At 68.0% G+C, this 20,677-nt stretch carries 23 protein-coding genes; 19 read left to right on the top strand and 4 right to left on the bottom strand.

The features are described from left to right. Positions 1-15: 15 nt before the first annotated feature. A complete protein-coding gene (locus AC5P9W_RS13565; RefSeq protein ID WP_019661399.1) occupies positions 16-444 on the top strand; it encodes a BLUF domain-containing protein in 429 nt (142 codons plus the stop codon). Positions 445-447: 3 nt separating this feature from the next. On the opposite strand, the gene AC5P9W_RS13570 is transcribed toward AC5P9W_RS13565, so the two are convergent. Beyond that, positions 448-768, bottom strand: coding sequence for an ArsR/SmtB family transcription factor (locus AC5P9W_RS13570; RefSeq protein WP_134731441.1), 321 nt, complete (start codon positions 766-768; stop codon positions 448-450). A gap of 85 nt (positions 769-853) precedes the next feature. On the opposite strand from AC5P9W_RS13570, the gene AC5P9W_RS13575 reads away from it, so the two are divergent. From AC5P9W_RS13575 to AC5P9W_RS13585, 3 genes are all read left to right on the top strand, one after another. Next, positions 854-1,291, top strand: coding sequence for a YeeE/YedE family protein (locus AC5P9W_RS13575; RefSeq protein WP_058982685.1), 438 nt, complete (start codon positions 854-856; stop codon positions 1,289-1,291). Next, positions 1,288-1,701 (top strand): DUF6691 family protein, encoded by a 414-nt coding sequence (locus tag AC5P9W_RS13580; protein ID WP_134731443.1) that lies wholly within the window; start codon positions 1,288-1,290, stop codon positions 1,699-1,701. The genes AC5P9W_RS13575 and AC5P9W_RS13580 overlap by 4 nt, the downstream gene beginning before the upstream one ends. Before the next feature lie 65 nt (positions 1,702-1,766). After that, positions 1,767-2,819: a linear amide C-N hydrolase gene (locus AC5P9W_RS13585; RefSeq protein ID WP_495219315.1), complete on the top strand. Its 1,053-nt coding sequence runs from the start codon at positions 1,767-1,769 to the stop codon at positions 2,817-2,819. Here the strand turns inward: AC5P9W_RS13585 and AC5P9W_RS13590 are convergent. Beyond that, entirely contained in the window at positions 2,816-3,595 is a 780-nt protein-coding gene (locus AC5P9W_RS13590) for a DUF6491 family protein (protein WP_021202844.1), read from the bottom strand. The two genes, AC5P9W_RS13585 and AC5P9W_RS13590, sit on opposite strands and share 4 nt — an antisense overlap. An 81-nt stretch (positions 3,596-3,676) precedes the next feature. Between AC5P9W_RS13590 and AC5P9W_RS13595 the strand changes: the two genes are divergently transcribed. Then, entirely contained in the window at positions 3,677-4,372 is a 696-nt protein-coding gene (locus AC5P9W_RS13595) for a helix-turn-helix transcriptional regulator (RefSeq protein ID WP_021202843.1), read from the top strand. 168 nt (positions 4,373-4,540) lie between these two features. Continuing rightward, positions 4,541-5,491: a DMT family transporter gene (locus AC5P9W_RS13600; protein ID WP_021202842.1), complete on the top strand. Its 951-nt coding sequence runs from the start codon at positions 4,541-4,543 to the stop codon at positions 5,489-5,491. Positions 5,492-5,551: 60 nt separating this feature from the next. Here the strand turns inward: AC5P9W_RS13600 and AC5P9W_RS13605 are convergent, their stop codons facing one another. Continuing rightward, positions 5,552-5,821, bottom strand: a complete 270-nt coding sequence (locus AC5P9W_RS13605) for a hypothetical protein (protein ID WP_197575604.1) — start codon at positions 5,819-5,821, stop codon at positions 5,552-5,554. Positions 5,822-5,848: 27 nt separating this feature from the next. On the opposite strand from AC5P9W_RS13605, the gene thrA reads away from it, so the two are divergent. Genes thrA through thrC form a run of 3 tightly spaced genes read left to right on the top strand, consistent with a single transcriptional unit; the run spans position 5,849 to position 10,583 of the window. Beyond that, positions 5,849-8,353 carry a bifunctional aspartate kinase/homoserine dehydrogenase I gene (thrA, locus tag AC5P9W_RS13610; protein ID WP_495219316.1) on the top strand — a complete coding sequence of 835 codons (2,505 nt, stop codon included), beginning with the start codon at positions 5,849-5,851 and terminating at the stop codon, positions 8,351-8,353. Beyond that, entirely contained in the window at positions 8,350-9,264 is a 915-nt protein-coding gene (locus AC5P9W_RS13615) for a homoserine kinase (RefSeq protein ID WP_495219317.1), read from the top strand. The genes thrA and AC5P9W_RS13615 overlap by 4 nt, the downstream gene beginning before the upstream one ends. 29 nt (positions 9,265-9,293) lie before the next feature. After that, the gene (gene thrC / locus AC5P9W_RS13620) at positions 9,294-10,583 is read left to right on the top strand and encodes a threonine synthase (protein WP_111099132.1); all 1,290 of its coding nucleotides are present in this window, start codon (positions 9,294-9,296) and stop codon (positions 10,581-10,583) included. 129 nt (positions 10,584-10,712) lie between these two features. Here the strand turns inward: thrC and AC5P9W_RS13625 are convergent, their stop codons facing one another. Next, positions 10,713-11,465 carry a Crp/Fnr family transcriptional regulator gene (locus AC5P9W_RS13625; protein ID WP_021202837.1) on the bottom strand — a complete coding sequence of 251 codons (753 nt, stop codon included), beginning with the start codon at positions 11,463-11,465 and terminating at the stop codon, positions 10,713-10,715. A 126-nt stretch (positions 11,466-11,591) separates the two neighbouring features. Between AC5P9W_RS13625 and hisS the strand changes: the two genes are divergently transcribed. From hisS to hisIE, 10 genes are all read left to right on the top strand, one after another. Further along, entirely contained in the window at positions 11,592-12,986 is a 1,395-nt protein-coding gene (gene hisS / locus AC5P9W_RS13630; RefSeq protein ID WP_495219318.1) for a histidine--tRNA ligase, read from the top strand. 259 nt (positions 12,987-13,245) lie between these two features. Continuing rightward, positions 13,246-13,554 carry a YerC/YecD family TrpR-related protein gene (locus AC5P9W_RS13635; protein WP_180832226.1) on the top strand — a complete coding sequence of 103 codons (309 nt, stop codon included), beginning with the start codon at positions 13,246-13,248 and terminating at the stop codon, positions 13,552-13,554. A gap of 34 nt (positions 13,555-13,588) precedes the next feature. Next, positions 13,589-14,500 (top strand): ATP phosphoribosyltransferase, encoded by a 912-nt coding sequence (gene hisG, locus AC5P9W_RS13640; protein WP_111102999.1) that lies wholly within the window; start codon positions 13,589-13,591, stop codon positions 14,498-14,500. Then, the gene (hisD, locus tag AC5P9W_RS13645; RefSeq protein ID WP_495219319.1) at positions 14,497-15,792 is read left to right on the top strand and encodes a histidinol dehydrogenase; all 1,296 of its coding nucleotides are present in this window, start codon (positions 14,497-14,499) and stop codon (positions 15,790-15,792) included. Before hisG ends, hisD begins: the two co-directional genes overlap by 4 nt. Continuing rightward, the gene (gene hisC, locus AC5P9W_RS13650; protein ID WP_111099134.1) at positions 15,789-16,883 is read left to right on the top strand and encodes a histidinol-phosphate transaminase; all 1,095 of its coding nucleotides are present in this window, start codon (positions 15,789-15,791) and stop codon (positions 16,881-16,883) included. The genes hisD and hisC overlap by 4 nt, the downstream gene beginning before the upstream one ends. Then, positions 16,880-17,953: a bifunctional histidinol-phosphatase/imidazoleglycerol-phosphate dehydratase HisB gene (hisB, locus tag AC5P9W_RS13655; protein WP_111099135.1), complete on the top strand. Its 1,074-nt coding sequence runs from the start codon at positions 16,880-16,882 to the stop codon at positions 17,951-17,953. Before hisC ends, hisB begins: the two co-directional genes overlap by 4 nt. Beyond that, complete coding sequence (gene hisH / locus AC5P9W_RS13660; RefSeq protein ID WP_006436751.1) at positions 17,950-18,552, top strand: imidazole glycerol phosphate synthase subunit HisH; 603 nt, start codon at positions 17,950-17,952, stop codon at positions 18,550-18,552. The genes hisB and hisH overlap by 4 nt, the downstream gene beginning before the upstream one ends. Then, on the top strand, positions 18,549-19,283 hold the full coding sequence (gene hisA, locus AC5P9W_RS13665) for a 1-(5-phosphoribosyl)-5-[(5-phosphoribosylamino)methylideneamino]imidazole-4-carboxamide isomerase (protein ID WP_197575599.1): 735 nt from the start codon (positions 18,549-18,551) through the stop codon (positions 19,281-19,283). Before hisH ends, hisA begins: the two co-directional genes overlap by 4 nt. Next, the gene (gene hisF / locus AC5P9W_RS13670) at positions 19,277-20,053 is read left to right on the top strand and encodes an imidazole glycerol phosphate synthase subunit HisF (RefSeq protein ID WP_180832224.1); all 777 of its coding nucleotides are present in this window, start codon (positions 19,277-19,279) and stop codon (positions 20,051-20,053) included. The genes hisA and hisF overlap by 7 nt, the downstream gene beginning before the upstream one ends. Further along, positions 20,043-20,663 carry a bifunctional phosphoribosyl-AMP cyclohydrolase/phosphoribosyl-ATP diphosphatase HisIE gene (hisIE, locus tag AC5P9W_RS13675; protein WP_021202827.1) on the top strand — a complete coding sequence of 207 codons (621 nt, stop codon included), beginning with the start codon at positions 20,043-20,045 and terminating at the stop codon, positions 20,661-20,663. The genes hisF and hisIE overlap by 11 nt, the downstream gene beginning before the upstream one ends. Positions 20,664-20,677 lie beyond the last annotated feature (14 nt).

The following is a 20,677-nucleotide window of genomic DNA, read 5'->3' on the forward strand; positions in this document are numbered from 1 at the left end:
AGCCAAGGAAGCACCATGCCATTGCGCGCCATCGCCTACATCAGCCGGGCGCTGCCGGAGCTCTCCAGCCAACGCCTGCAGGCGCTGGTCGAAGACGCTGCGCGTTTCAACAAGATGGCGGGGGTGACCGGAGTGCTGCTGCACGATGGCAATCGTTTCCTGCAGTACATCGAGGGGCCGCCGGATGGCATCGACTCGGTGTATGAGCGCATTCTCCAGGCCGGCAGTCACATCGACATCATCGAGCTGGCGCGAGGCCGCCTCGGCCAGCGCCAGTTTCCCTACTGGTCGATGCGGGCGTTGCCGGTGGAGGCAGCGCTGCTGCGCCAGTTGTCATCCAGCGACTGGGCCGGTTTCAGCCGGGCGCTGGAGGGGGATCGCGCGGCGCCGACACCGGTCGACCTGCTGGACACGGTGGTGCAGCCGGCGCTGCATGCCGGCTGACATTCAACCTCGCGCCCGGCCGCAGTAGGCAGCGTGCAGGGCCTGCAGCACACCCAGCGCAGGCCCTTCGACCACCCGATAGTGGATCGCCTGTGCCTCGCGCCGGGTTGCCACGATCTTCATCGCGCGCAGTACCGCCAGGTGCTGGGACAGCGCCGACGCGCTCAGCCCGGTAAGCGCCTGCAGCTCCGCTACTGCCGCCTCGCCTTCGACCAGGCGGCACAACACCCGCAGCCGGGCGGGGTGGGCCAGGCCTTTGAGCAGCGTGGCTGCCTCTGAAGCGTGTTCGGCCATGGCTGCGCCGTCGGGCAGGGACCGGACCATGTTGACTCCTTTGTTTAGGATGATCTAATTTAGAGTAGTCTAAATTAAGGAGCAATTCCATGTGCGGTGGCGAAGAGGGTGGGGCATGAACCTGCCCTGGGGTGCGGTCACCGGCGGCGCCTTGATCGGTGCCGCTGCGGTGCTGTTGCTGGCCAGCATCGGGCGCGTGGCGGGCATCAGCGGCATCGCCGCGGGCAGCCTGCGGGCAGCCGAAGGCGAGCGTGGCTGGCGCTGGGCATTCCTGGCCGGCCTGCTGGCATCGGCGGGGCTGGTGCTGTGGTGGCAGTCGGTGCCCGCGGCATCGCCACGCGCACTGCTGCGTGATGCATTGCCGGCCTGGCAGTTGGTCGGCGCCGGCCTGCTGGTCGGCTTCGGCACCCGCTTGGGCAGCGGCTGTACCAGTGGCCACGGCGTGTGTGGCCTGGCGCGCGGTTCGAAGCGATCGTCGCTGGCGGTGCTGTTATTCATGGCGTTCGCGATGCTGACGACCTTCCTGGTCCGGCACGGTGGAGCCCTGGCATGAGTCGTCCGAGGGCTGCTGCCGCTGTAGCGGGTGCGCTGTTCGGCGCAGGCCTGGCCCTTTCCGGCATGACCGATGCGCGTCGCGTGCTCGGCTTCCTTGATGTCACCGGGGATTTCGATCCCACCCTGCTATGGGTGCTGGGGTCGGCGCTGCTGGTCAGTGCGGCCGGCCAGCGCTGGGCGCTGCGGCGCGCGCGGCCGTGGTTCGCGATGCGCTTCCAGTTGCCCACCGCGCGCGATGTCGATACGCGTCTACTGCTGGGTGCCGCACTGTTCGGTATCGGCTGGGGATGGGCCGGCTACTGCCCGGGCCCGGCCATCGCGGGGCTGGCGGCGGCATCGCGCGAGGCGCTGTGGTTCGTGCCTGCCATGGTCCTGGGCTTCTGGGCGCACGATCGGTTCGCGCGCTGAGGCTTCACTCCGGTGTCACCCTGGATCGGATCAGATCATGCATCACGGGGAAAGGAGCGTAGTGCATGGCACGGATGAACTGGAAAGGAAAGGTGATGCTGGCCGTGGCGTTGGCGTCCGCGACCACGCCGGCACTGGCCTGCACGCGTGCGGTGTACCTGGGTGACAACGGCGATGTGATCACCGCGCGCTCGATGGACTGGAAGGTCGATGTGGCGACCAACCTCTACATACTGCCGCGCGGCATTGCGCGCACCGGCCAGGCCGGCCCGAAGTCGCTGGCGTGGACCGCGCGCTACGGCAGCGTGGTGGCCACCGGCTACGACGTGTCGACCACCGACGGCATGAACGAAAAGGGCCTGGTGGCCAACCTGCTGTGGCTGGTCGAATCGGAGTATCCGCAGAAGCGTGGCAGCAAGCCGGGCCTGGCGATTTCGCTGTGGGCGCAGTATGTGCTGGACAACTTCGCTACCGTCGAAGAGGCGGTCACCGCGTTGAAGCGCGAGCCGTACTCGATCGTCACCGACAAGGTGCCCGGCGAAGACCGCCAGGCGACGCTGCACCTGTCGCTGTCCGATGCCAGCGGCGACAGCGCGATCGTCGAATACATCGGCGGTCGCCAGGTGATCCATCATGACCGGCGCTACCAGGTGATGACCAACTCGCCGATCTTCGAGCACCAGCTGGCGCTGAACAGCTATTGGCAGCAGATCGGTGGCACGGTGATGCTGCCCGGCACCAACCGTTCCGCCGACCGCTTCGCCCGCGCCTCGTTCTACATCAATGCCATTCCCAAGTCCGAAGACCCGGTGATGGCGCTGGCCAGCGTGTTCAGCGTGATCCGCAATGCATCGGTGCCGTATGGCATCACCACGCCAGGCGAGCCGAACATTTCTTCCACGCGCTGGCGCACCGTAGCCGACCACAAGCGGCGGTTGTACTTCTTCGAGTCGGCGTTGACCCCGAACACCTTCTGGGTTGATCTGAACAAGGTCGACTTCGGCGGCCAGGTCCTCAAGCTGGACCTCGGCAAGGACCAGCGCAACACCTTTGCCGGCGATGCGCTGGGCCAGTTCGTACCCAGCGCACCGTTCACCTTCCTCGGCGTCGACGGTTAGTTCGACGCCTGGCTGGAAGCCGGATAGACCGCCTGGATCGTGCAGCCGCCGTGGGTGTACTGCGGCAGCGGCGCCAGTGCATCGTTGCGCAGGTCACCCTTCTCGAATCCGGCGGTAAGGATGCGATCGCCCGGATTGCCACAGATCAGGCCGTTCTGCATGCCGGAGTGGAAGCTCAGCTGTGGCGCACGGTCGAGCTGGCGGCAGTGGCTGCCAAGCTCCACGCGATAGTAGCGGTGACCACCATTGCGATGCGGATTGGTCTCCACCAGCATGCCCTGCGGGTCGGACGACCACGCGCGCACGTTGCGCGTGGCAAAGCAGTACGACGGCGAACCACCGAAACTGCGGCGGATGTCCCTGCGCTCGCGGATGGTCAGGGCGGGCAGGGTGGCCATGCGCAGGCGGTCGCTGTCGCGGGCCACGTTGGCGTAGTCGCGATCCTGCACGGGGGTCACCGCGCTGATCGCGCAGGTGCGGCCATCGACCACCACACGCTCGCTGGGGCGACCGCAGGCCCAGCCAGCGGGCGCCTCAAGTTTCAGCGTGGTGGCACCGCGGACGCCGGGGCACTCCTCGCTGAAGTCGATCCGATAAGCCTGGCCCGAGGCGGCTCGCAGGGCGATTGAACGCGGTGACGCCTGCTCCACTTCCTGGACGCCGACCGCGTCCATGCAGTGCGGCGCCGGTGGGGTACGTTCCTGCGCGGAGGCCGGGGCGGTGAGCGCCAGGCCGAGGCTGGTGGCAAGCACCAGGGACAGCTGCTGATGGGTCATGACCTGCACTCCCTGCGTTGGATGACGGACCGACTATAGCAGCGGTTTGCACGGCCGTTGTTACACGCGCACACTGCCCGGATGGGCGCCATCTTCCATCTGCGGCACTACGGGCAGGCCACCGGCCTGGACCGCCATGACTACGCGCAGTGGGTTCTGCCGCTGCAGGGCGAGCTGCAGTTCGAGATGGAAGGGCGCGGCGGTCGGCTGGACCTGCTGCAGGGGGCATTTGTTGCTGCCGGCGAAGCGCATGACCAGATGGCGGACGGCCCCAATGGTTTCGTGATCGTTGATTGTCCTCCAGGCGTGCTTGATGACGGCACGCAGGAGCATCTGTGCCGGCAGCGCTGGCTGCATCTGCCGCTGGCGTTGCGCCGGTGCCTGGCCGACGTGCAGACAGGGCAGCCGATGCCGGCGCTGCTGCCGCAGCTGCTGCAGGTGTTTGCACCGGCGGGCAGTGGCGCGCGCATGCAGGGCCTGTGTGCGGCGGTGCAGGCCGATCCCGGCCGGGCCTGGCCGGTTGCCCGGATGGCCGGATTTGTCGGTGTCAGCGAGAGCCGGTTGCACGCATTGTTCCAGCGCGAGTTCGGGCTGAGCCCGCAGGCCTGGCTCAGCGCGTGCCGGCTGCGCTGGGCCAAGCACCAGCTTCGCACCAGTACGGCGCCGATCAGCGATATCGCGCTGGCCGCAGGCTATTCCGAGCAGAGCGCACTGACTCGTGCGCTGCGCCGCGAGTGTGGCCAGACCCCGGCTGCGTGGCGCAGGAGCGCCGGCTGATCTATAGAGCCGAGCCCACGCTCGGCTGCCCTTATCTGCACAGCGGCCAATCGCAGCCGAGCAGTGGCTCGGCTCTACAGAGATGACAAGGCAATAGCCTGGGTCAAGAGCCCCTACCGGCCAGCGCTTACACTGCGCGGCTTGGTCTCTCTCCCCCAAAGAACCCGAATGCGCAACAACCCGATGGCCCTGGGCATCGCCAATGGCGTTGCCGCTGGCGCACTGTGGGGCGTGGTCTTTCTCGCACCTGCCGTGCTTCAGTCCTTCAATGCGCTGCAACTGTCCGCTGGTCGCTACCTGGTCTATGGCCTGATGGCAGTCGCCCTGCTGCTGCCGCGATGGAAGCGGCTGGCACCGCGGCTGGGCCGTGCCGAATGGATCGGCCTGCTGTGGCTGAGCCTGGCAGGCAACCTGGTCTATTTCCTGCTGCTGGCCGTGGCGGTGCAGTGGGCTGGTGGCGCTGCAGCCTCCTTGATTGTCGGCCTGATCCCGGTGGTGGTCACCCTCGTTGGCGTGCGCGAGCAGGGGGCGGTGCCGCTGAGGCAGCTGCTGCCGGCGCTGGGCCTGTGCGTGCTCGGCGTGGGACTGGTTGGCTGGGAAGCGCTGATGTCCGAGCATCTGGCCACCCCGTGGCGGCAGCGCCTGATCGGCCTGCTGTGCGCGTTCGGCGCGCTGTTCTCGTGGGCGCTGTACTCGATCGGCAACAGCCGCTGGCTGGCGCGCAGGCCGGACCTGTCCAGCCATGACTGGTCGCTGCTGACCGGCGTCACTACCGGCGGCCTGGCCCTGCTGCTGGTGCCGATGGCCTTCATCGGTCACACCGGCAGCCATTCGGCGGCGCAGTGGAGTGGGTTCTGGGCGATCAGCGCCGGTGTGGCAGTGGTGGCCTCGATCCTCGGCAACGCATTCTGGAACCGCGCCAGCCGCCTGCTGCCGCTGACCCTGACTGGCCAGATGATCGTGTTCGAAACACTGTTCGCACTGCTGTATGCCTTCGCCTGGCAACAGCGTTGGCCGTCGCTGCTGGAAGCACTGGCGATCGTGATGCTGATTGCCGGCGTGATGCTGTGCGCGCATGCCCATCGCACGCCGCGGGCGATCGCCGAACATGCCGGCTGAATCCGGTCGACAAGCGTGCTGATGCGCGCTTGGTCTCAGTTGCAACCAAATGTACGCACGTTAGCCGATGATCGCGGCAGTGGTCTTTTGCGGTGCAACACTTGACAGCAGGCCCATGCGCAGTGTTTTCTGTGCGCCATGGTCCTTGATGCCGCCCACGCCAGCCTGATCGCCCCCGCCACTGCGGGCCGTTCGACTGCGCCGGTCGCCACCACCACCATTACCACCACCACCGTCACCACTGCCCTGGTGCGGCCCGTCGTCTTCGTGTAACTCCCGAAAACCACGGCCCCGCACCATCCAGGTGGCGGGGAAACTCGACACCTGCATGCGACGGGGCCTCCTGCCGAGGTCTGCATGTCTTCCCACACCCCCGCCCATCGCGTTCCCCTGGCCGATCTGGCTGCGCCGTCCACTGTCGTGCACAAGTTCGGCGGCACCTCGGTGGCCGATGCCGAACGCTATCGCCATGTTGCCGGCCTGCTGCTGGCCCGCCCCGAACCGCTGCAGGTCACTGTCGTCTCGGCGATGAAGGGCGTCACTGACGCGCTGATTGATCTGGCGCAGCTGGCGGCCAAGGGCGACGAAGGTTGGCGCGAGGCGTGGCATGTCCTGCGCGCGCGCCATCGCGGCGCCGCCGTGGCGCTGCTGGGCGAGCAGGTCGGCGAGACGGTCGAATGGATCGACGCCCGCTTCGATCAGCTGGCCGAAGTGCTGGCGGCGCTGGCGGTGATCGGCGAGCTGCCGCGCGAAGTGCTCGACCGTGTGCAGGGCCTGGGCGAAGTGTTTTCCGCACAGCTGCTCGGCAGCCACCTGCGTGCCCTGGGCGAAGACTGTGCGGTACTCGATGCACGCGACGTGCTGGTGGTCGGGCATGGCGAACTGGGTGTGGATGTCGACTGGGAGTCCAGCGCGGACCGCCTGGCCAAGTGGCGCCTGCGGCATCCGCAGATGCGCCTGGTCGCCACCGGTTTCGTTGCCCGTGACCGCCATGACCGCATTACCACGCTGGGCCGCAACGGCAGCGACTATTCCGGCGCGATCTTCGCCGCGTTGTTCAATGCCGATGAACTGCACATCTGGACCGACGTCGACGGCGTGCTGTCGGCCGACCCGCGGCTGGTGCCCGAGGCGGTGCAGCTGGAGTCACTGAGCTACGACGAGGCCTGCGAGCTGGCTTATTTCGGCGCCAAGGTGGTGCACCCGCAGACGATGTCGCCGGCCATCCGCCTCGGCCTGCCGATCTTCATCCGCAATACCTTCCAGCCGGCGCATCCGGGGACGCGCATCAGCGCCGAGCGCTCGCCGCGCGGGCCGGTGAAGGGCCTGACCCTGAGCCCCGGCTTGGCCCTGTTGAACCTGGAGGGCACCGGCCTGATCGGCGTGCCCGGTACCGCCGAGCGCGTGTTCGCGGCGCTGCGCCAGGCGCAGGTGTCGGTGGTGATGATCTCGCAGGGTTCGTCAGAGCATTCGATCTGCTGCGTGGTTCGCGCCGCCGAAGCGGCGCGTGGCCGTGAGGCACTGCTGCATGCGTTCGCGCATGAACTGTCGGTAGGGCAGGTGCAGCGCGTGCAGGTCAGCGAGGGCGTCAGCGTGCTGGCGGCAGTGGGCGACGGCATGGCCGGCCAGCCCGGTGTGGCGGCGCGCCTGTTCGAGGCGCTGGGACGCGCGCAGGTGAACATCCTGGCGATCGCGCAGGGCTCGTCGGAGCGCAATATTTCTGTGGCGGTGGACAGTGCCGATGCCACCCGCGCATTGCGGGCCGCACATGCGGGCTTCTGGCTGTCGCCGCAGACGTTCGCGGTCGGTGTGATCGGGCCGGGCAACGTCGGCGCGGCACTGCTGGACCAGCTGCTGGCGGCCCGCCCGCAGCTGCTGGCCAAGGCCAATGTGGATCTTCGCCTGCGCGCGCTGGCCTCGCGTTCGCGCATGCGGCTGGAAGTGGATGGCCTGCACGCCGATTGGCGGGAGGCATTGCAGGACGCGGGCGAGCCCAGCGACCTGGATCGCTTCACCGAACACCTGCTGGCCGCACACCTGCCGCATGCGGTGGTGATCGACTGCAGTGGCAGCGCCGACGTGGCCGAGCGCTATGAGGACTGGCTGGCAGCCGGCATCCACGTGGTGACCCCGAACAAGCAAGCCGGTGCTGGCCCACTGCCGCGCTACCAGCGCATCCGCGCTGCTGCGGCGGCCAGTGGTGCGCGCTTCCGCTACGAAGCCACGGTGGGCGCGGGCCTGCCGGTGATCACCACGCTGCGTGATCTGGTCGATACGGGCGACGAGGTGCTGGCGATCGAAGGCATCTTCTCCGGCACGCTGGCCTGGCTGTTCAACCGCTTCGATGGCAGCCAGCCGTTCTCGCAGCTGGTCGCGCAGGCGCGGTCGATGGGCTACACCGAGCCGGACCCGCGTGACGATCTTTCGGGTGTGGACGTGGCGCGCAAGCTGGTGATCCTCGCCCGCGAGGCCGGCCACGCGCTCAGCCTGGAACAGGTACAGGTGGAAAGCCTGGTGCCGGCGCTGCTGCGCGACGGCAGCGTGGATGACTTCATGGCGCGGCTGGGCGAGTCCGATGCCAGCCTGCTGCAGCGGTTGCAGGACGCGCGGGCGCGTGGCGCGGTGCTGCGCTACGTGGCACAGCTGGGCGCTGACGGTGCCTCGGTGGGCCTGCAGGAACTGCCCGCCGACCACGCCTTCGCCAACCTTCGGTTGACCGACAACGTGGTGCAGTTCCGTACCCGTCGCTACTGCGACAACCCGTTGGTGGTGCAGGGTCCGGGTGCGGGTCCGGAGGTGACGGCAGCGGGTGTGTTCGCGGACCTGCTGCGGGTCGCCGCCGGTGAAGGAGCGCGGCTGTGATCGCACGTGCGTTCGCGCCTGCCTCGGTGGCCAACGTGGCAGTGGGCTTCGACATTCTTGGTCATGCCATAGCCGGTGTTGGCGATACCGTGAGCGTGCGCCGCATCGATGAGCCGGTGGTGCGCATCGAGGCGATTCGCGGCAGCGTCGTCGCGCTGCCACTGGATGCGGCTGGAAACACGGCCGGGGCTGCGCTGATGTCGCTGCGCGAAGGCCTGGGCCTGGATTTCGGTTTCGCAGTCGAGATCGACAAGGGCATCCCGTTCGGTTCCGGCATGGGCGGTTCGGCAGCGTCGAGTGTCGCGGCGCTGGTCGCCGCCAATGCGCTGCTGCAGGCCCCGTTGCCGCGCGAGGCGCTTTACCCCTACGCGCTGGACGGTGAGGCGGTGGCCAGTGGTGGCCGCCACGGTGACAACGTCGGCCCGCTGCTGCTGGGTGGCCTGGCGCTGTGTACGGCCGACCGCCTGCTGCCAATTCCTGTGCCGGCGGCCTGGCACAGCCTGCTGGTGCATCCGCACGCGGTGCTGGAAACACGCCGTGCGCGCCAGGTGCTGCAGGGCAGCTACGCGCTGGGTGAATTCGTGGCACAGAGTGCGAACCTCGCGCTGGTACTCAGTGGTTGCCATCGTAGTGATGCGGCGCTGGTGCGGGCTGGATTGCGCGATGTGCTGGTCGAACCACGGCGGGCCGGCCTGATTGCAGGTTTCGAAGCGGCCCGCGATGCGGCGCTGTCGGCCCATGCAATGGGTGCGGGCATCTCCGGTGCCGGACCCAGCGTATTCGCCTGGTTCGAGGACGCCGACCAGGCCCGCGCCGCTGCCGCACCGGTGCAGGCCGCATTTGCCTCCGCCGGTTTCGACAGCGATGCCTGGGTGTCGCCGCTGGATGCACCGGGAGCCCGCTTGTGCTGAATCCTTCCCCTTTACTGGATACCGAACCCATGCAATTTGTTTCGACCCGGGGTCAGTCCCCGGCCGTTGGCCTCAGTGCGGCGATCGCTGCAGGATTGGCGCCCGATGGAGGGCTGTATGTTCCGCAGGTGCTGCCGGCGCCACGTGAGCTGCAGGCCGGCGCAACGCTGGCCGATACCGCCGCCGATCTGCTGGCACCGTTCTTCGCAGGTGATGCTCTGGAGGCAGCGCTGCCTTCGATCTGCCGCGAGGCGTTCGACTTCCCGGTGCCACTGCGTGCACTCGGCGACGGTGACCATGTGCTGGAGCTGTTCCATGGGCCGACGGCGGCGTTCAAGGATATCGGTGCGCGCTTCCTGGCCGGTACGCTGTCGCGGCTGCAGGACGGCAAGGACCGTGATCTGACCATCGTCGTCGCCACCTCCGGCGATACCGGCGCCGCCGTTGCCGCGGCCTTCCATCGCCAGCCCGGCGTACGCGTGGTGGTGCTGTATCCGGATGGCCGCGTGTCACCGCGGCAGGCGCATCAGCTCGGTTGTTTCGGCGACAACATCCAGGCGCTGCGCGTGGCCGGCGCCTTCGACGATTGCCAGGCGATGGTCAAGCAGGCACTGGCTGACCGCGAACTGCAGGCGCAGGTGCCGCTGAGTTCGGCCAACAGCATCAGCCTCGGCCGCCTGCTGCCGCAGATGAGTTATTACGCGCATGCGGCGTTGTCCCATTACGCGACGCATCGTCGCCGGCTCAACCTGGTGGTGCCGACCGGCAACCTTGGCAATGCGATGGCGGCCGTGCTGGCGCGCGCGCTGGGCGTGCCGATCGGGCAGATCGTGCTGGCCACCAATGCCAATGCGGTACTGCCGGTGTACTTCAACGGTGGCGACTACCAGCCGCAGGCCAGTGTGGCCACGGTTGCCAACGCAATGGATGTGGGGGCGCCAAGCAACTTCGAACGCCTGCGCTGGCTCTATCACGGTGATGATGCCGAGCTGCGCGCTGCCTTCCGCGCGTTCTCGGTGGATGACGTGACCATCCGCGCGACGATTGCGGCGGCGCACGCCAGCAACGGCGAACTGTTCTGCCCGCATACGGCCACAGCGGTGAAGGTGCTGCAGGACCTGCGTGCGCGCGGCGCCAAGGGCGACTGGGCGGTGGTGGCTACCGCACATCCGGCCAAGTTCGAGGCTGTGGTCGAACCGTTGATCGGCGAACCTGTGGCCGTGCCGCCTGCATTGGATGCGTTGTTGCAGCGGCCGGCGCACGCCGAACCGTTGGCCGCCGATTACGCGGCGTTGCGTGAGGTGTTGGCTCCCATGTAGACCCGAGCCATGCTCGGCTGCTGTTCGCGCACGGCGCGATGAGTCGAGCATGGCTCGACTCTACAATGCCCTTCGCGCAACACGGGTAGTGCCGGCCGCTGGCCGGCAACCCAGCCAACCGCGATGCGGTCAGATCAACCCTTCACCGGCCAGCGTGCGCAGTCCATCCTCATCGAGGATCTCCACCACGTTCAAATGGGGCAGGGCGATCAACCCCTGCTGGCGCAGCTTGGTGAAGGTGCGGCTGACCGTTTCCATGGTCAGGCCCAGGTGGTCGGCGATATCGCCACGCCCCATCGGCAGCGATACGCGCAGGCCGTCACCACCGAGCCTGGCCTCGCGCGCGGCCAGGCGCAGCAGGAAATCAGCCAGCTTCTCTGCCGGCTGCAGGCGTGCCAGCGCCAGTGCAGCGTCCTGCGCGGCATCCAGTTCCTGGCAGGCACGCTGCAGCAGCTTGCGCTCCAGGTGCGGGAAGCGGCTGCGCAGCGCCTTCATCTGCGGCAACGCGACGCGGCATACGCGGCTGTCGGCGATGGCTTCGATGTCGTAGCGGTGATGGTCGCTGCCACTCAGTCCGAGGTAGTCGCCGGGAAGCACGAAACCGTTGATCTGGCGGCGGCCGTCGGCCAGGGTGCGTACCAGTCGCAGTGCGCCAGCGGTCAATGTATAGACATGGTCGCGCTCTTCACCCGTGCGTGCCAGCGTGCTGCCCATGCTGACCTGCTGTGACACGGTGACCTGTTCCAGCGCCTGCACTTCATCGGGCGACAGCGCCGAGCACACCGCAAGGTGGCGAACCGAGCAGTGCAGGCAGTCCAGCGTGGTGCAGGACGGCGCGGCGGGATCGTTGGTGGCGGGCGGAGCGCCGGAAGGCCGTGACATGGTGCGGGGGCGTATCGCGGGCGGGGAGGGCCTTATGATACTTCAAGCGGCCGTTCGACCCTGCCCGAGGCGGGGGCGCTAGAATGTCGCCCCCTCCCACGTCCCGTTCCAGCAGGAGTTCCGCCCGTGATCAAGCCCCGTACCCCGCCCGGCACCCTTGAACTGCTGCCGCGCGAGCAGATTGCATTCCAGCGCATGCTGGACGTGATCCGCCGCAACTACGAGCGCTTCGGGTTCCTGCCGGTGGAGACGCCGGTGTTCGAACTGTCCGACGTGCTGCTGACCAAGTCCGGCGGCGAGACCGAGCGCCAGGTGTACTTCGTGCAGTCCACCGGTGCGCTGGCCAATGCGGCCGAATCGGGCGACCGTTCGCTGCCGGAAATGGCGCTGCGCTTCGACCTGACCGTGCCGCTGGCACGCTACGTGGCCGAGCACGAACACGAACTCACCTTCCCGTTCCGTCGCTACCAGATGCAGCGTGTGTACCGCGGCGAGCGTGCCCAGCGCGGCCGTTTCCGTGAGTTCTACCAGTGCGACATCGACGTGATCGGCAAGGACAGCCTGAGCGTTCGCTATGATGCCGAAGTGCTGGCGGTCATCCACGCCGTGTTCTCGGAACTGCGCATCGGTGACTTCAGCATCCAGCTGAACAACCGCAAGCTGATGCGCGGCTTCTTCGAAAGCCTGGGCGTGGCCGAAGGCGAGCGCCAGCTGGCGGTGCTGCGCGAAGTGGACAAGCTCGACAAGCGCGGCGCCGATTACGTGCGCGAGACGCTGGTGGGCGAGGGCTTCAACATCCCGGGCGAGCAGGTCGAGAAGATCCTGGCCTTCGTGGCCGTGCGTTCGCAGGGGCATGCCGATGCCCTGGCGCAGCTGGCCAAGCTTGAAGCCAACGCCGGTTCTTCGGAGATCCTGCGTGCCGGTGTTGCTGAACTACGCGAAGTGCTGCAGCTGGTGCAGGCGCTTGGCGTGCCGGAAAGCGCCTATTGCCTGAATTTCTCGATTGCGCGTGGCCTGGATTACTACACCGGTACCGTGTACGAGACCACGCTGACCGACCACCCGCAGATCGGCTCCATCTGCTCGGGCGGCCGTTATGAAGACCTGGCCAGCCACTACAGCAAGTCGAAGCTGCCGGGCGTAGGCATTTCCATCGGCCTGTCGCGCCTGTTCTGGCAGCTGCGCGAGGCTGGCCTGATCGATGGCATCGAGGCCAGCAGCGTGCAGGCGCTGGTGGCGCTGATGGACGAGCAGGGCATGCCGCAGTCGCTGGACATCGCGCGTCGCCTGCGCGCCGGTGGCATCAACACCGAAGTGCAGATGGAGCCGAAGAAGATCGGCAAGCAGTTCCAGTACGCCGCCAAGGCGGGCATCCGCTTCGTGGTGTTGGCCGGTGAGGACGAGCTGGCGCGCGGGGTGGTGGCGGTGAAGGACCTGGTGCGCGAGCAGCAGTTCGAAGTCTCCCGCGACGAGCTGGCCAGCACTTTGCAGGTGGAGCTGGAGCAGTCGAAGGTGATGTAACGGCCATTGGCAGCATGCAGCGCTTCAACGAAACGCCCACCCACCGGTGGGCGTTGTCGTTTCCGGACCCCGGCCGTCCCAACAGCTCGCGGCCAACTGTCGAAGGCGGGGGTGGTCCGAACCCCGCTTTGCCGCTGCTCCGGCCTGTGCGGGCGCAGGGCAGCAGCCCTGCCGCCCCCTCACCCCCCTATTTGACGCGTCGCGGAATAATGCGCTAATGTACTAACGCGCTATTACATTGATGCATGGAAACGACCCCGTGAAAGCCCGTCCCGACATTGCCGCCAAAGACCCCAGGGCCGACCTGGAAGCCCTGGCCCGGGCCTTTGCCGCCCTGCGCGAGCCGGAACAGGTCGAGGCCTTCCTGCGCGATCTGTGCACCCCCGCTGAGCTGGAAGCCATGGCCGACCGTTGGAAAGTGGTGCCGCTGCTGCAGCAGGGCGTGCCGTACCGCGAGATCCACGAGCGCACTGGCGTCAGCGTGACCACCACCGGACGGGTGGCGCGAACGCTCGAGCATGGCCATCGAGGCTATGCCGCCGCCATCGACCGCCTTGCTTCGCGCTGATCCGCGCCCCGTTCCGAACTTCGAGACCTCCCCCATGAGTGCAACCCAGGCAGCGCCGGCACGAGACCGGCTGCGTATCGCCATCCAGAAGAGTGGCCGGCTGGCCGAGCCCGCCCGCAACCTGCTCAGTGCCTGTGGCCTGAGCTGGCGCGAGAGCCGCGACAAGCTGTTCTGCTACGGTGAATCGCTGCCGGTGGATCTGCTGCTGGTGCGCGACGACGACATCCCGGGCCTGATCGCCGACGGCGTCTGCGACCTCGGCATCGTCGGCCGCAACGAGCTGGACGAGCAGGCTGCGGCACGTCGCCAGATCGGCCTGCCGGATGCCTACGAGGCACTGCGCGGGCTGGGCTTTGGCCAGTGCCGGCTGATGCTGGCGGTACCCGAGGAGTGGCAGTGGCAGGGACCGGCGCAGCTGGCCGGTACCCGCATCGCCACCAGCTACCCGGCCATCCTCAAGCAGTGGCTGGCCGAGCAGAACGTGGATGCACAGGTGGTCGAGCTGTCCGGTTCGGTGGAAATCGCACCGCGCCTGGGCACGGCCGACCTGATCTGCGATCTGGTGTCCAGCGGCGCGACACTGCGCGCCAATCAGCTGACCCCGGTACACAACCTGCTCGACAGCGAAGCAGTGCTGGCCGGTGCAGTGCGCGTACCGGATGATGCGCGCGCATCGCTGCGCGCGATGCTGCTGCGCCGCCTCGACGGCGTGGTGCAGCGCCAGGACCGCAAGCTGCTGATGTTCCGCGCCAGCGAGGATCGCGTCGACGCGCTGGCGCAGCTGCTGGCCGATGCCGAGCCGCTGGTGCGGCTGCCGGCCGATGGCGGCGCGCTGCGCCTGCAGACCATGTGCCCGGGCCCGCTGAGCTGGCAGCGCATGGAAGAACTCGAGCGCGCCGGCGCGCAGGGCCTGATGGTGTTGAGCGTGGAGCGGTCGCTGGCATGAACCGTCTGACCTGGTCCCGACTTGATGAAACCGCGCGCCGCGCCGCGCTGACCCGCCCGGTGCAGACCGTGGCGCAGCAGACCCGCGACGCGGTGGCTGCGTTGATCGCGCAGGTGCGTGCGCAGGGCGACGACGCACTGCGTGCGATCACCGCGCGTTTCGATGGTGTCGAGCTCTCGTCCTTTGAGGTGAGCGAAGCCGAATTTGCCGCTGCCGAAGCCGCCGTGCCCGCCGAACTTCGCCAGGCCATGGTGGACGCCGCCGAGCGCATCGCCCGCTTCCACGCCGCCGGCATGGGCAAGGGATACGCGGTGGAGACCGCGCCGGGGGTGGTCTGCGAACGCATGCTGCGTCCGATCGGACGGGTAGGGCTCTACGTGCCGGCCGGCAGCGCACCGCTGCCGTCCACTGCGTTGATGCTGGGCGTGCCCGCGCAGCTGGCTGGCTGCCCGCAGGTGGTGCTGTGCACGCCGCCACGCGCCGACGGAAGTGCCGATCCGGCAGTGCTGGTAGCCGCCGGCCTGACCGGCGTGCGGCGCGTGTTCAAGCTGGGCGGCGCGCAGGCGATCGCCGCGATGGCCTATGGCACCGCCAGCGTTCCGGCCTGCGACAAGCTGTTCGGGCCCGGCAACAGCTTCGTGACCGAAGCCAAGCAGCAGGTCGCGCAGGATGGCGCCGCCGCCATCGATATGCCGGCCGGTCCCTCCGAAGTGCTGGTGATTGCCGATGCTGGTGCCAATCCGGCGTTCGTCGCCGCCGACCTGCTGTCGCAGGCCGAGCACGGCCCGGATTCACAGGTGCTGCTGCTGACCGACGATGCCGCGATGCTGGCCGCGGTCGAAGTCGAGGTGGAGCGCCAGGTGGTCTTGTTGCCGCGCCAGCAGATCGCGCGCCAGGCCTTGTCGGCCTCGCGGTTGATCCAGGTCGATTCGCTGGAGGAAGCCTTCGCGATCAGCAACCGCTATGCGCCGGAGCACCTGATCCTGGCACTGCGTGATCCGCGCGCGTGGCTGGACAAGGTGCAGGCGGCCGGCTCGGTGTTCCTGGGGGATTACACGCCCGAAGCACTGGGCGACTACTGCAGTGGCACCAATCACGTGCTGCCGACCGCCGGTGCGGCGCGTGCCTACAGTGGCGTCAGCGTCGCCAGCTTCCAGAACCTGATCAGCGTGCAGAGCGCCAGCGCCGCCGGCCTGGCCGCGATCGGCCGCTGCGCGCGCATCATCGCCAGCGCCGAAGGCCTGGATGCACATGAACGTGCGGTCGCAGTGCGCATGGAGGTGGCAGCATGAGCACGGCGATCGATGACGTGCTGGGGCTGGTGCGCCCCGATCTGCAGGCCTTCGCTGGCTACAGTTCGGCGCGCAGCGCGGCGGTGCAGGGCGAGGTCTGGTTGAACGCCAACGAGTCGGCCTGGGCCAATCCGGCCGACGCGGCTGGCAGCAGCCGGCGCTATCCCGAACCGCAGCCGTTGGCATTGCGTGAGGGACTGGCGGCGCTGTACGGCGTGACGCCACAGCAGCTGCTGATCGGTCGCGGCAGCGACGAAGCCATTGATCTGCTGGTGCGCGCGCTGTGCGTGCCGGGCCGCGATGGCGTGCTGGTCACGCCGCCGGTGTTCGGCATGTACGCTGTCTGCGCACGCCTGCAGGGTGCCGCATTGATTGAAGTGCCGCTGGTGGACAGCGAGGATGGCCTGCGCGCCGACCTGGATGCGGTGATCGACGCGGCCAAGGCGCAAGGCGCCAAGCTGGTGTTCCTGTGCGCCCCGTCGAACCCGGCCGGCAGTGATATCGCCCTGGATGAAGTCGAGCGCGTGGTGGTTGCGCTGCGCGGGCAGGCGCTGGTGGTGGTGGACGAGGCCTATGTCGAGTACGCAGGGCGCGCATCGGCCATCACGCTTCTGGCCGCACATGCCAATCTTGCAGTACTGCGCACCTTGTCCAAGGCGCACGCGCTGGCTGCTGCCCGCGTCGGCACCCTCATCGCCGCCCCGGAGCTGATTGCCGTGCTGCGCCGCTGCCAGGCGCCGTACCCGGTGCCGACGCCGTGCGCGGAACTGGCGGTACAGGCGCTGCAACCCGGCGCGCTGGCCAGGACCGCCGAACGCGTAGCCACGGTGATTGCCGAGCGCGAACGCCTGCGCGTGGCGCTGCCGGGCCTGCCCGGCGTGCGTCGCGTCTACCGCTCATCCGGCAACTACCTGCTGGTGCGCTTCGCCGATGCCCAGGCCGCGTTCGATACGCTGCTGGCTGCGGGCGTGGTGGTGCGGGACCAGCGCGCCGCGCCGCAGTTGGGTGATGCGCTGCGCATCAGCATCGGCAGCCCAGAAGAGAATGACCGCGTGCTTGCGGCCCTGTCGGCGCGGAGGGCCGCAGCATGACCCCGATCCTGTTCATTGACCGCGACGGCACCCTCATCGAGGAGCCGTCCGACTTCCAGATCGACGCCTACGAGAAGCTGCGCTTCGTGCCGCAGGTGATCCCGGCGCTGCTGAAGCTGCGTGACGCCGGCTACCAGTTCGTGATCGTCACCAACCAGGACGGCCTCGGCAGCGACAGCTACCCGCGCGCCAGCTTCGATGGCCCCAACGACCTGATGCTGCAGATCTTCGAGAGCCAAGGCATCACCTTCCGTGATGTGCTGATCGACTGCAGCTGGCCGCACGACAATGCGCCGACCCGCAAGCCGGGCATCGGACTGATGACGGCTTATCTGCAGGACCGCAGCATCGACTGGGCGCGTTCGGGCATGGTCGGCGATCGCATCACCGACCTGCAGTTTGCCGACAACCTCAACATCCGCGGTTTCCAGTTGCGCACCGCGCAGTTCGGTGGTCAGTGGGACTGGCCGGGCATTGCCCACGCGCTGGCCGACGCACCGCGCACCGCCGTGGTCCAGCGAAATACGAAAGAAACGAAGATCCGCGTGGAACTGGACCTGGACCGTGCCGCTGATGCACGCATCTCCACAGGCCTGCCGTTCTTCGACCACATGCTGGAACAGATCGGCAAGCATGGCGGCTTCGCGCTGGACATCCAGGCCGAGGGTGACCTGCACATCGACGAGCACCACACCATCGAGGACACCGGGCTGGCCCTGGGCCAGGCCCTGCGCGAAGCACTAGGCGACAAGCGCGGCATCGGCCGCTACGGTTTCACCCTGCCGATGGACGAGACGCTGGCCAGCGCCGCACTGGATTTCAGCGGCCGCCCGTACTTTGTGTTCGAAGGTGAGTTCAAGCGTGAGCGCGTGGGCGATATGCCGACCGAGCTGGTGCCGCACTTCTTCCGTTCGCTGTGCGATGCCAGCGGTTTGAACCTTAACCTGCAGGTACGGGGCGACAACGATCACCACAAGGTCGAGGCCTGCTTCAAGGCGCTGGCACGCGCGCTGCGCCCTGCATTGGCCCGGCAGGGCACGGCACTGCCGAGTACCAAGGGGGCGTTGTGAGTGACGTCGCGCTGATCGATGCCGGTGGTGCCAACCTGGGCTCGGTGCGCTATGCGCTCGAACGTCTTGGCGCCAGCGTTCGGCTGGTGCGCGATGCCGATGGACTGGTCGGCGCGCAGCGGGTGATCCTGCCCGGCGTCGGTGCCGCCGGTCCCGGCATGCAGCGCCTGCATGCGCAGGGCCTGGTCGAGCCGTTGCAGCGGCTGGAAGTGCCGTTGATGGGCATCTGCCTGGGCATGCAGCTGTTGTTCGAGCGCTCCGAGGAAGCCGGCGTGGAAACGCTGGGGCTGATTCCCGGGGTGGTGCGCAAGCTGGTACCAGCCTGCGGCATCCGGGTGCCGCACATGGGTTGGAACCGCCTGCTGCCGCTACGTGAGTCGCTGCTGTTGCAGGGTGTACCCGAGCGGGCCAGCGCCTATTTCGTGCACAGCTATGCGGCGCCGCTCAATACCCACACCGTTGCTGCCTGTGATCACGGCGGCCTGTTCACGGCCGTGGTGGAGCAGGGCCGCTACTACGGCGCACAGTTCCATCCCGAGCGCTCCGGCGAGACCGGCTCGCTGATGCTGCGCAACTTCCTTGAGGGCACTGCTGCATGAGTTTCATCGTCTACCCCGCGCTGGATATCCGCGACGGCCGCGTGGTGCGGCTGCGCCAGGGTGACTACGCGCAGGAAACCTCGTATGGCGACGATCCGCTGCCGCGTGCACAGGCCTTCGCTGCGCAGGGCGCGCAGTGGATGCATCTGGTCGACCTGGACGCTGCGCGTGCCGGTGGCTACACCCTTGCGCCGCTGCTGGCGTCGATCCGTGCGCAGACGCCGCTGCAGGTGCAGACCGGCGGTGGCGTGCGCGGCCGCGACGACGTGGCGCGCATCCTCGATGCCGGCGCCGGTCGCGTAGTGGTCGGCTCGCTGGCGGTGCGTCGCCCCGATGAAGTGGTCGGCTGGCTGGAGGAATTCGGCGCCGAGCGCATCACCATCGCGCTGGATGCGCGTCAGGATGCCCAAGGCCAATGGCAGCTGCCGGTGCACGGCTGGACCGAGAACGCCGGGGTGACCCTGGATGACCTGGCCCAGCGCTACGCACGCGCCGGCATGCGCCACCTGCTGTGCACCGACATTGCCCGCGACGGCATGCTGGCTGGGCCCAACATCAGCCTCTACCAGCACCTGGCGGCGTTGCTGCCGGGCGTGGCCGTGCAGGCTTCCGGTGGCATCCGCGACGTGGACGATGTGGCCGAGGCCCGTGCTGCCGGCTGCGGCGGTGCCATCCTCGGCAAGGCCCTGCTGGAGCAGCGCATGGACCTGGCGGAGGCACTGGCATGTTGAGCCGCCGCATCATTCCGTGCCTGGACGTGCGTGAGGGCCGCGTGGTCAAGGGCGTGCGCTTCCGCGATCACGTCGACATGGGCGATATCGCCGAGCTGGCGCAGCGCTACCGTGACCAGGGCGCCGACGAGCTGGTGTTTTATGACATCGGCGCCAGCCCCGAGGCGCGTTCGGTCGACGTTGCCTGGATCGAGCGTATCGCGCGACTGATCGACATCCCGTTCTGCGTGGCCGGTGGCATCGACAGCGTCGAAACGGCACGCCGCGTGCTGTTCTCCGGTGCCGACAAGGTGTCGATCAACTCGCCGGCGCTGGGGCGCCCGGAACTGATCACCGAGCTGGCCGACGAGTTCGGCGTGCAGTGCGTGGTGGTCGGCGTCGATTCGGTGCGCGAGGCCGATGGGCAATGGCGGGTGCGCCGTTTCAGCGGCGACCCGGACAAGACCCAGGCGGTGCGGCTGCGCACGCTGGACTGGATCGTCGAAGCACAACGGCGTGGCGCCGGTGAGATCGTGTTGAACTGCATGGACAGCGATGGCGTGCGCCGTGGCTACGATGTCGTGCAGCTGCAGCAGGCACGGGCACTCTGCCAGGTGCCGCTGATCGCCTCCGGTGGCGCCGGTGCGATGGAACATTTCGCAGAAGCCTTCGACCAGGCCGACGTCGATGGTGCACTGGCGGCGAGCGTGTTCCACAGCGGTGCCATCGCCATTCCAGAATTGAAGCGCTACCTGCGCGGACAGCAGATCGAGGTGCGGGATGTCTATTGAAGTCAGGCCGTCGTCGGACGCATTGCAGGCGCTGGACTGGAGCAAGGGCGACGGCCTGCTGCCGGCCGTGGTTCAGGATGCCGACACCCTGCAGGTGCTGATGCTGGGCTATGTGAGTGCCGAATCGCTGGCGGCCACGCTGGCCATCAGCCACATGACGTTCTTCAGCCGCAGCAAGCAGCGGTTGTGGACCAAGGGCGAGCAGTCCGGCAACGTGCTGGTGGTGCAGTCGATCAGCGTCGACTGCGATGCCGATACTTTGCTGGTGATGGCACGGCCGGCGGGGCCAACCTGCCACACCGGTGCAGAGAGCTGCTTTGACCAGGCGCCGAAGGATTTCCTGGGCGGGCTGGGCCAGCTGGTGGCGATGCGTGAGGCGCAACGCCCGCCGGGCAGCTACACCACCAGCCTGTTCGAGGGCGGCATCCGCCGTATCGCGCAGAAGGTGGGCGAGGAGGGCGTGGAGACCGCATTGGCCGCCGTGGCGCAGGATGACGAGGCATTGCTGGGCGAGGCGTCGGACCTGCTGTACCACCTGCTGGTGCTGCTGCGCGCGCGCGGGCTGTCGCTGGATGATGCGCGCGCGGTACTGGAAAAGCGCCATCGTTGAGCGGCGGTAGTGCC

Source organism: Stenotrophomonas sp. YJH_SMC_33, assembly GCF_059372295.1.

Coding starts and splice junctions, on each gene's coding strand:
- AC5P9W_RS13565 (WP_019661399.1), top strand. CDS start 16: ATGCCATTGCGCGCCATCGCCTACATCAGCCGGGCGCTGCCGGAGCTC.
- AC5P9W_RS13570 (WP_134731441.1), bottom strand. CDS start 768: ATGGTCCGGTCCCTGCCCGACGGCGCAGCCATGGCCGAACACGCTTCA.
- AC5P9W_RS13575 (WP_058982685.1), top strand. CDS start 854: ATGAACCTGCCCTGGGGTGCGGTCACCGGCGGCGCCTTGATCGGTGCC.
- AC5P9W_RS13580 (WP_134731443.1), top strand. CDS start 1,288: ATGAGTCGTCCGAGGGCTGCTGCCGCTGTAGCGGGTGCGCTGTTCGGC.
- AC5P9W_RS13585 (WP_495219315.1), top strand. CDS start 1,767: ATGGCACGGATGAACTGGAAAGGAAAGGTGATGCTGGCCGTGGCGTTG.
- AC5P9W_RS13590 (WP_021202844.1), bottom strand. CDS start 3,595: ATGACCCATCAGCAGCTGTCCCTGGTGCTTGCCACCAGCCTCGGCCTG.
- AC5P9W_RS13595 (WP_021202843.1), top strand. CDS start 3,677: ATGGGCGCCATCTTCCATCTGCGGCACTACGGGCAGGCCACCGGCCTG.
- AC5P9W_RS13600 (WP_021202842.1), top strand. CDS start 4,541: ATGCGCAACAACCCGATGGCCCTGGGCATCGCCAATGGCGTTGCCGCT.
- AC5P9W_RS13605 (WP_197575604.1), bottom strand. CDS start 5,821: ATGCAGGTGTCGAGTTTCCCCGCCACCTGGATGGTGCGGGGCCGTGGT.
- thrA (WP_495219316.1), top strand. CDS start 5,849: ATGTCTTCCCACACCCCCGCCCATCGCGTTCCCCTGGCCGATCTGGCT.
- thrC (WP_111099132.1), top strand. CDS start 9,294: ATGCAATTTGTTTCGACCCGGGGTCAGTCCCCGGCCGTTGGCCTCAGT.
- AC5P9W_RS13625 (WP_021202837.1), bottom strand. CDS start 11,465: ATGTCACGGCCTTCCGGCGCTCCGCCCGCCACCAACGATCCCGCCGCG.
- hisG (WP_111102999.1), top strand. CDS start 13,589: ATGAGTGCAACCCAGGCAGCGCCGGCACGAGACCGGCTGCGTATCGCC.
- hisD (WP_495219319.1), top strand. CDS start 14,497: ATGAACCGTCTGACCTGGTCCCGACTTGATGAAACCGCGCGCCGCGCC.
- hisC (WP_111099134.1), top strand. CDS start 15,789: ATGAGCACGGCGATCGATGACGTGCTGGGGCTGGTGCGCCCCGATCTG.
- hisB (WP_111099135.1), top strand. CDS start 16,880: ATGACCCCGATCCTGTTCATTGACCGCGACGGCACCCTCATCGAGGAG.
- hisA (WP_197575599.1), top strand. CDS start 18,549: ATGAGTTTCATCGTCTACCCCGCGCTGGATATCCGCGACGGCCGCGTG.
- hisF (WP_180832224.1), top strand. CDS start 19,277: ATGTTGAGCCGCCGCATCATTCCGTGCCTGGACGTGCGTGAGGGCCGC.
- hisIE (WP_021202827.1), top strand. CDS start 20,043: ATGTCTATTGAAGTCAGGCCGTCGTCGGACGCATTGCAGGCGCTGGAC.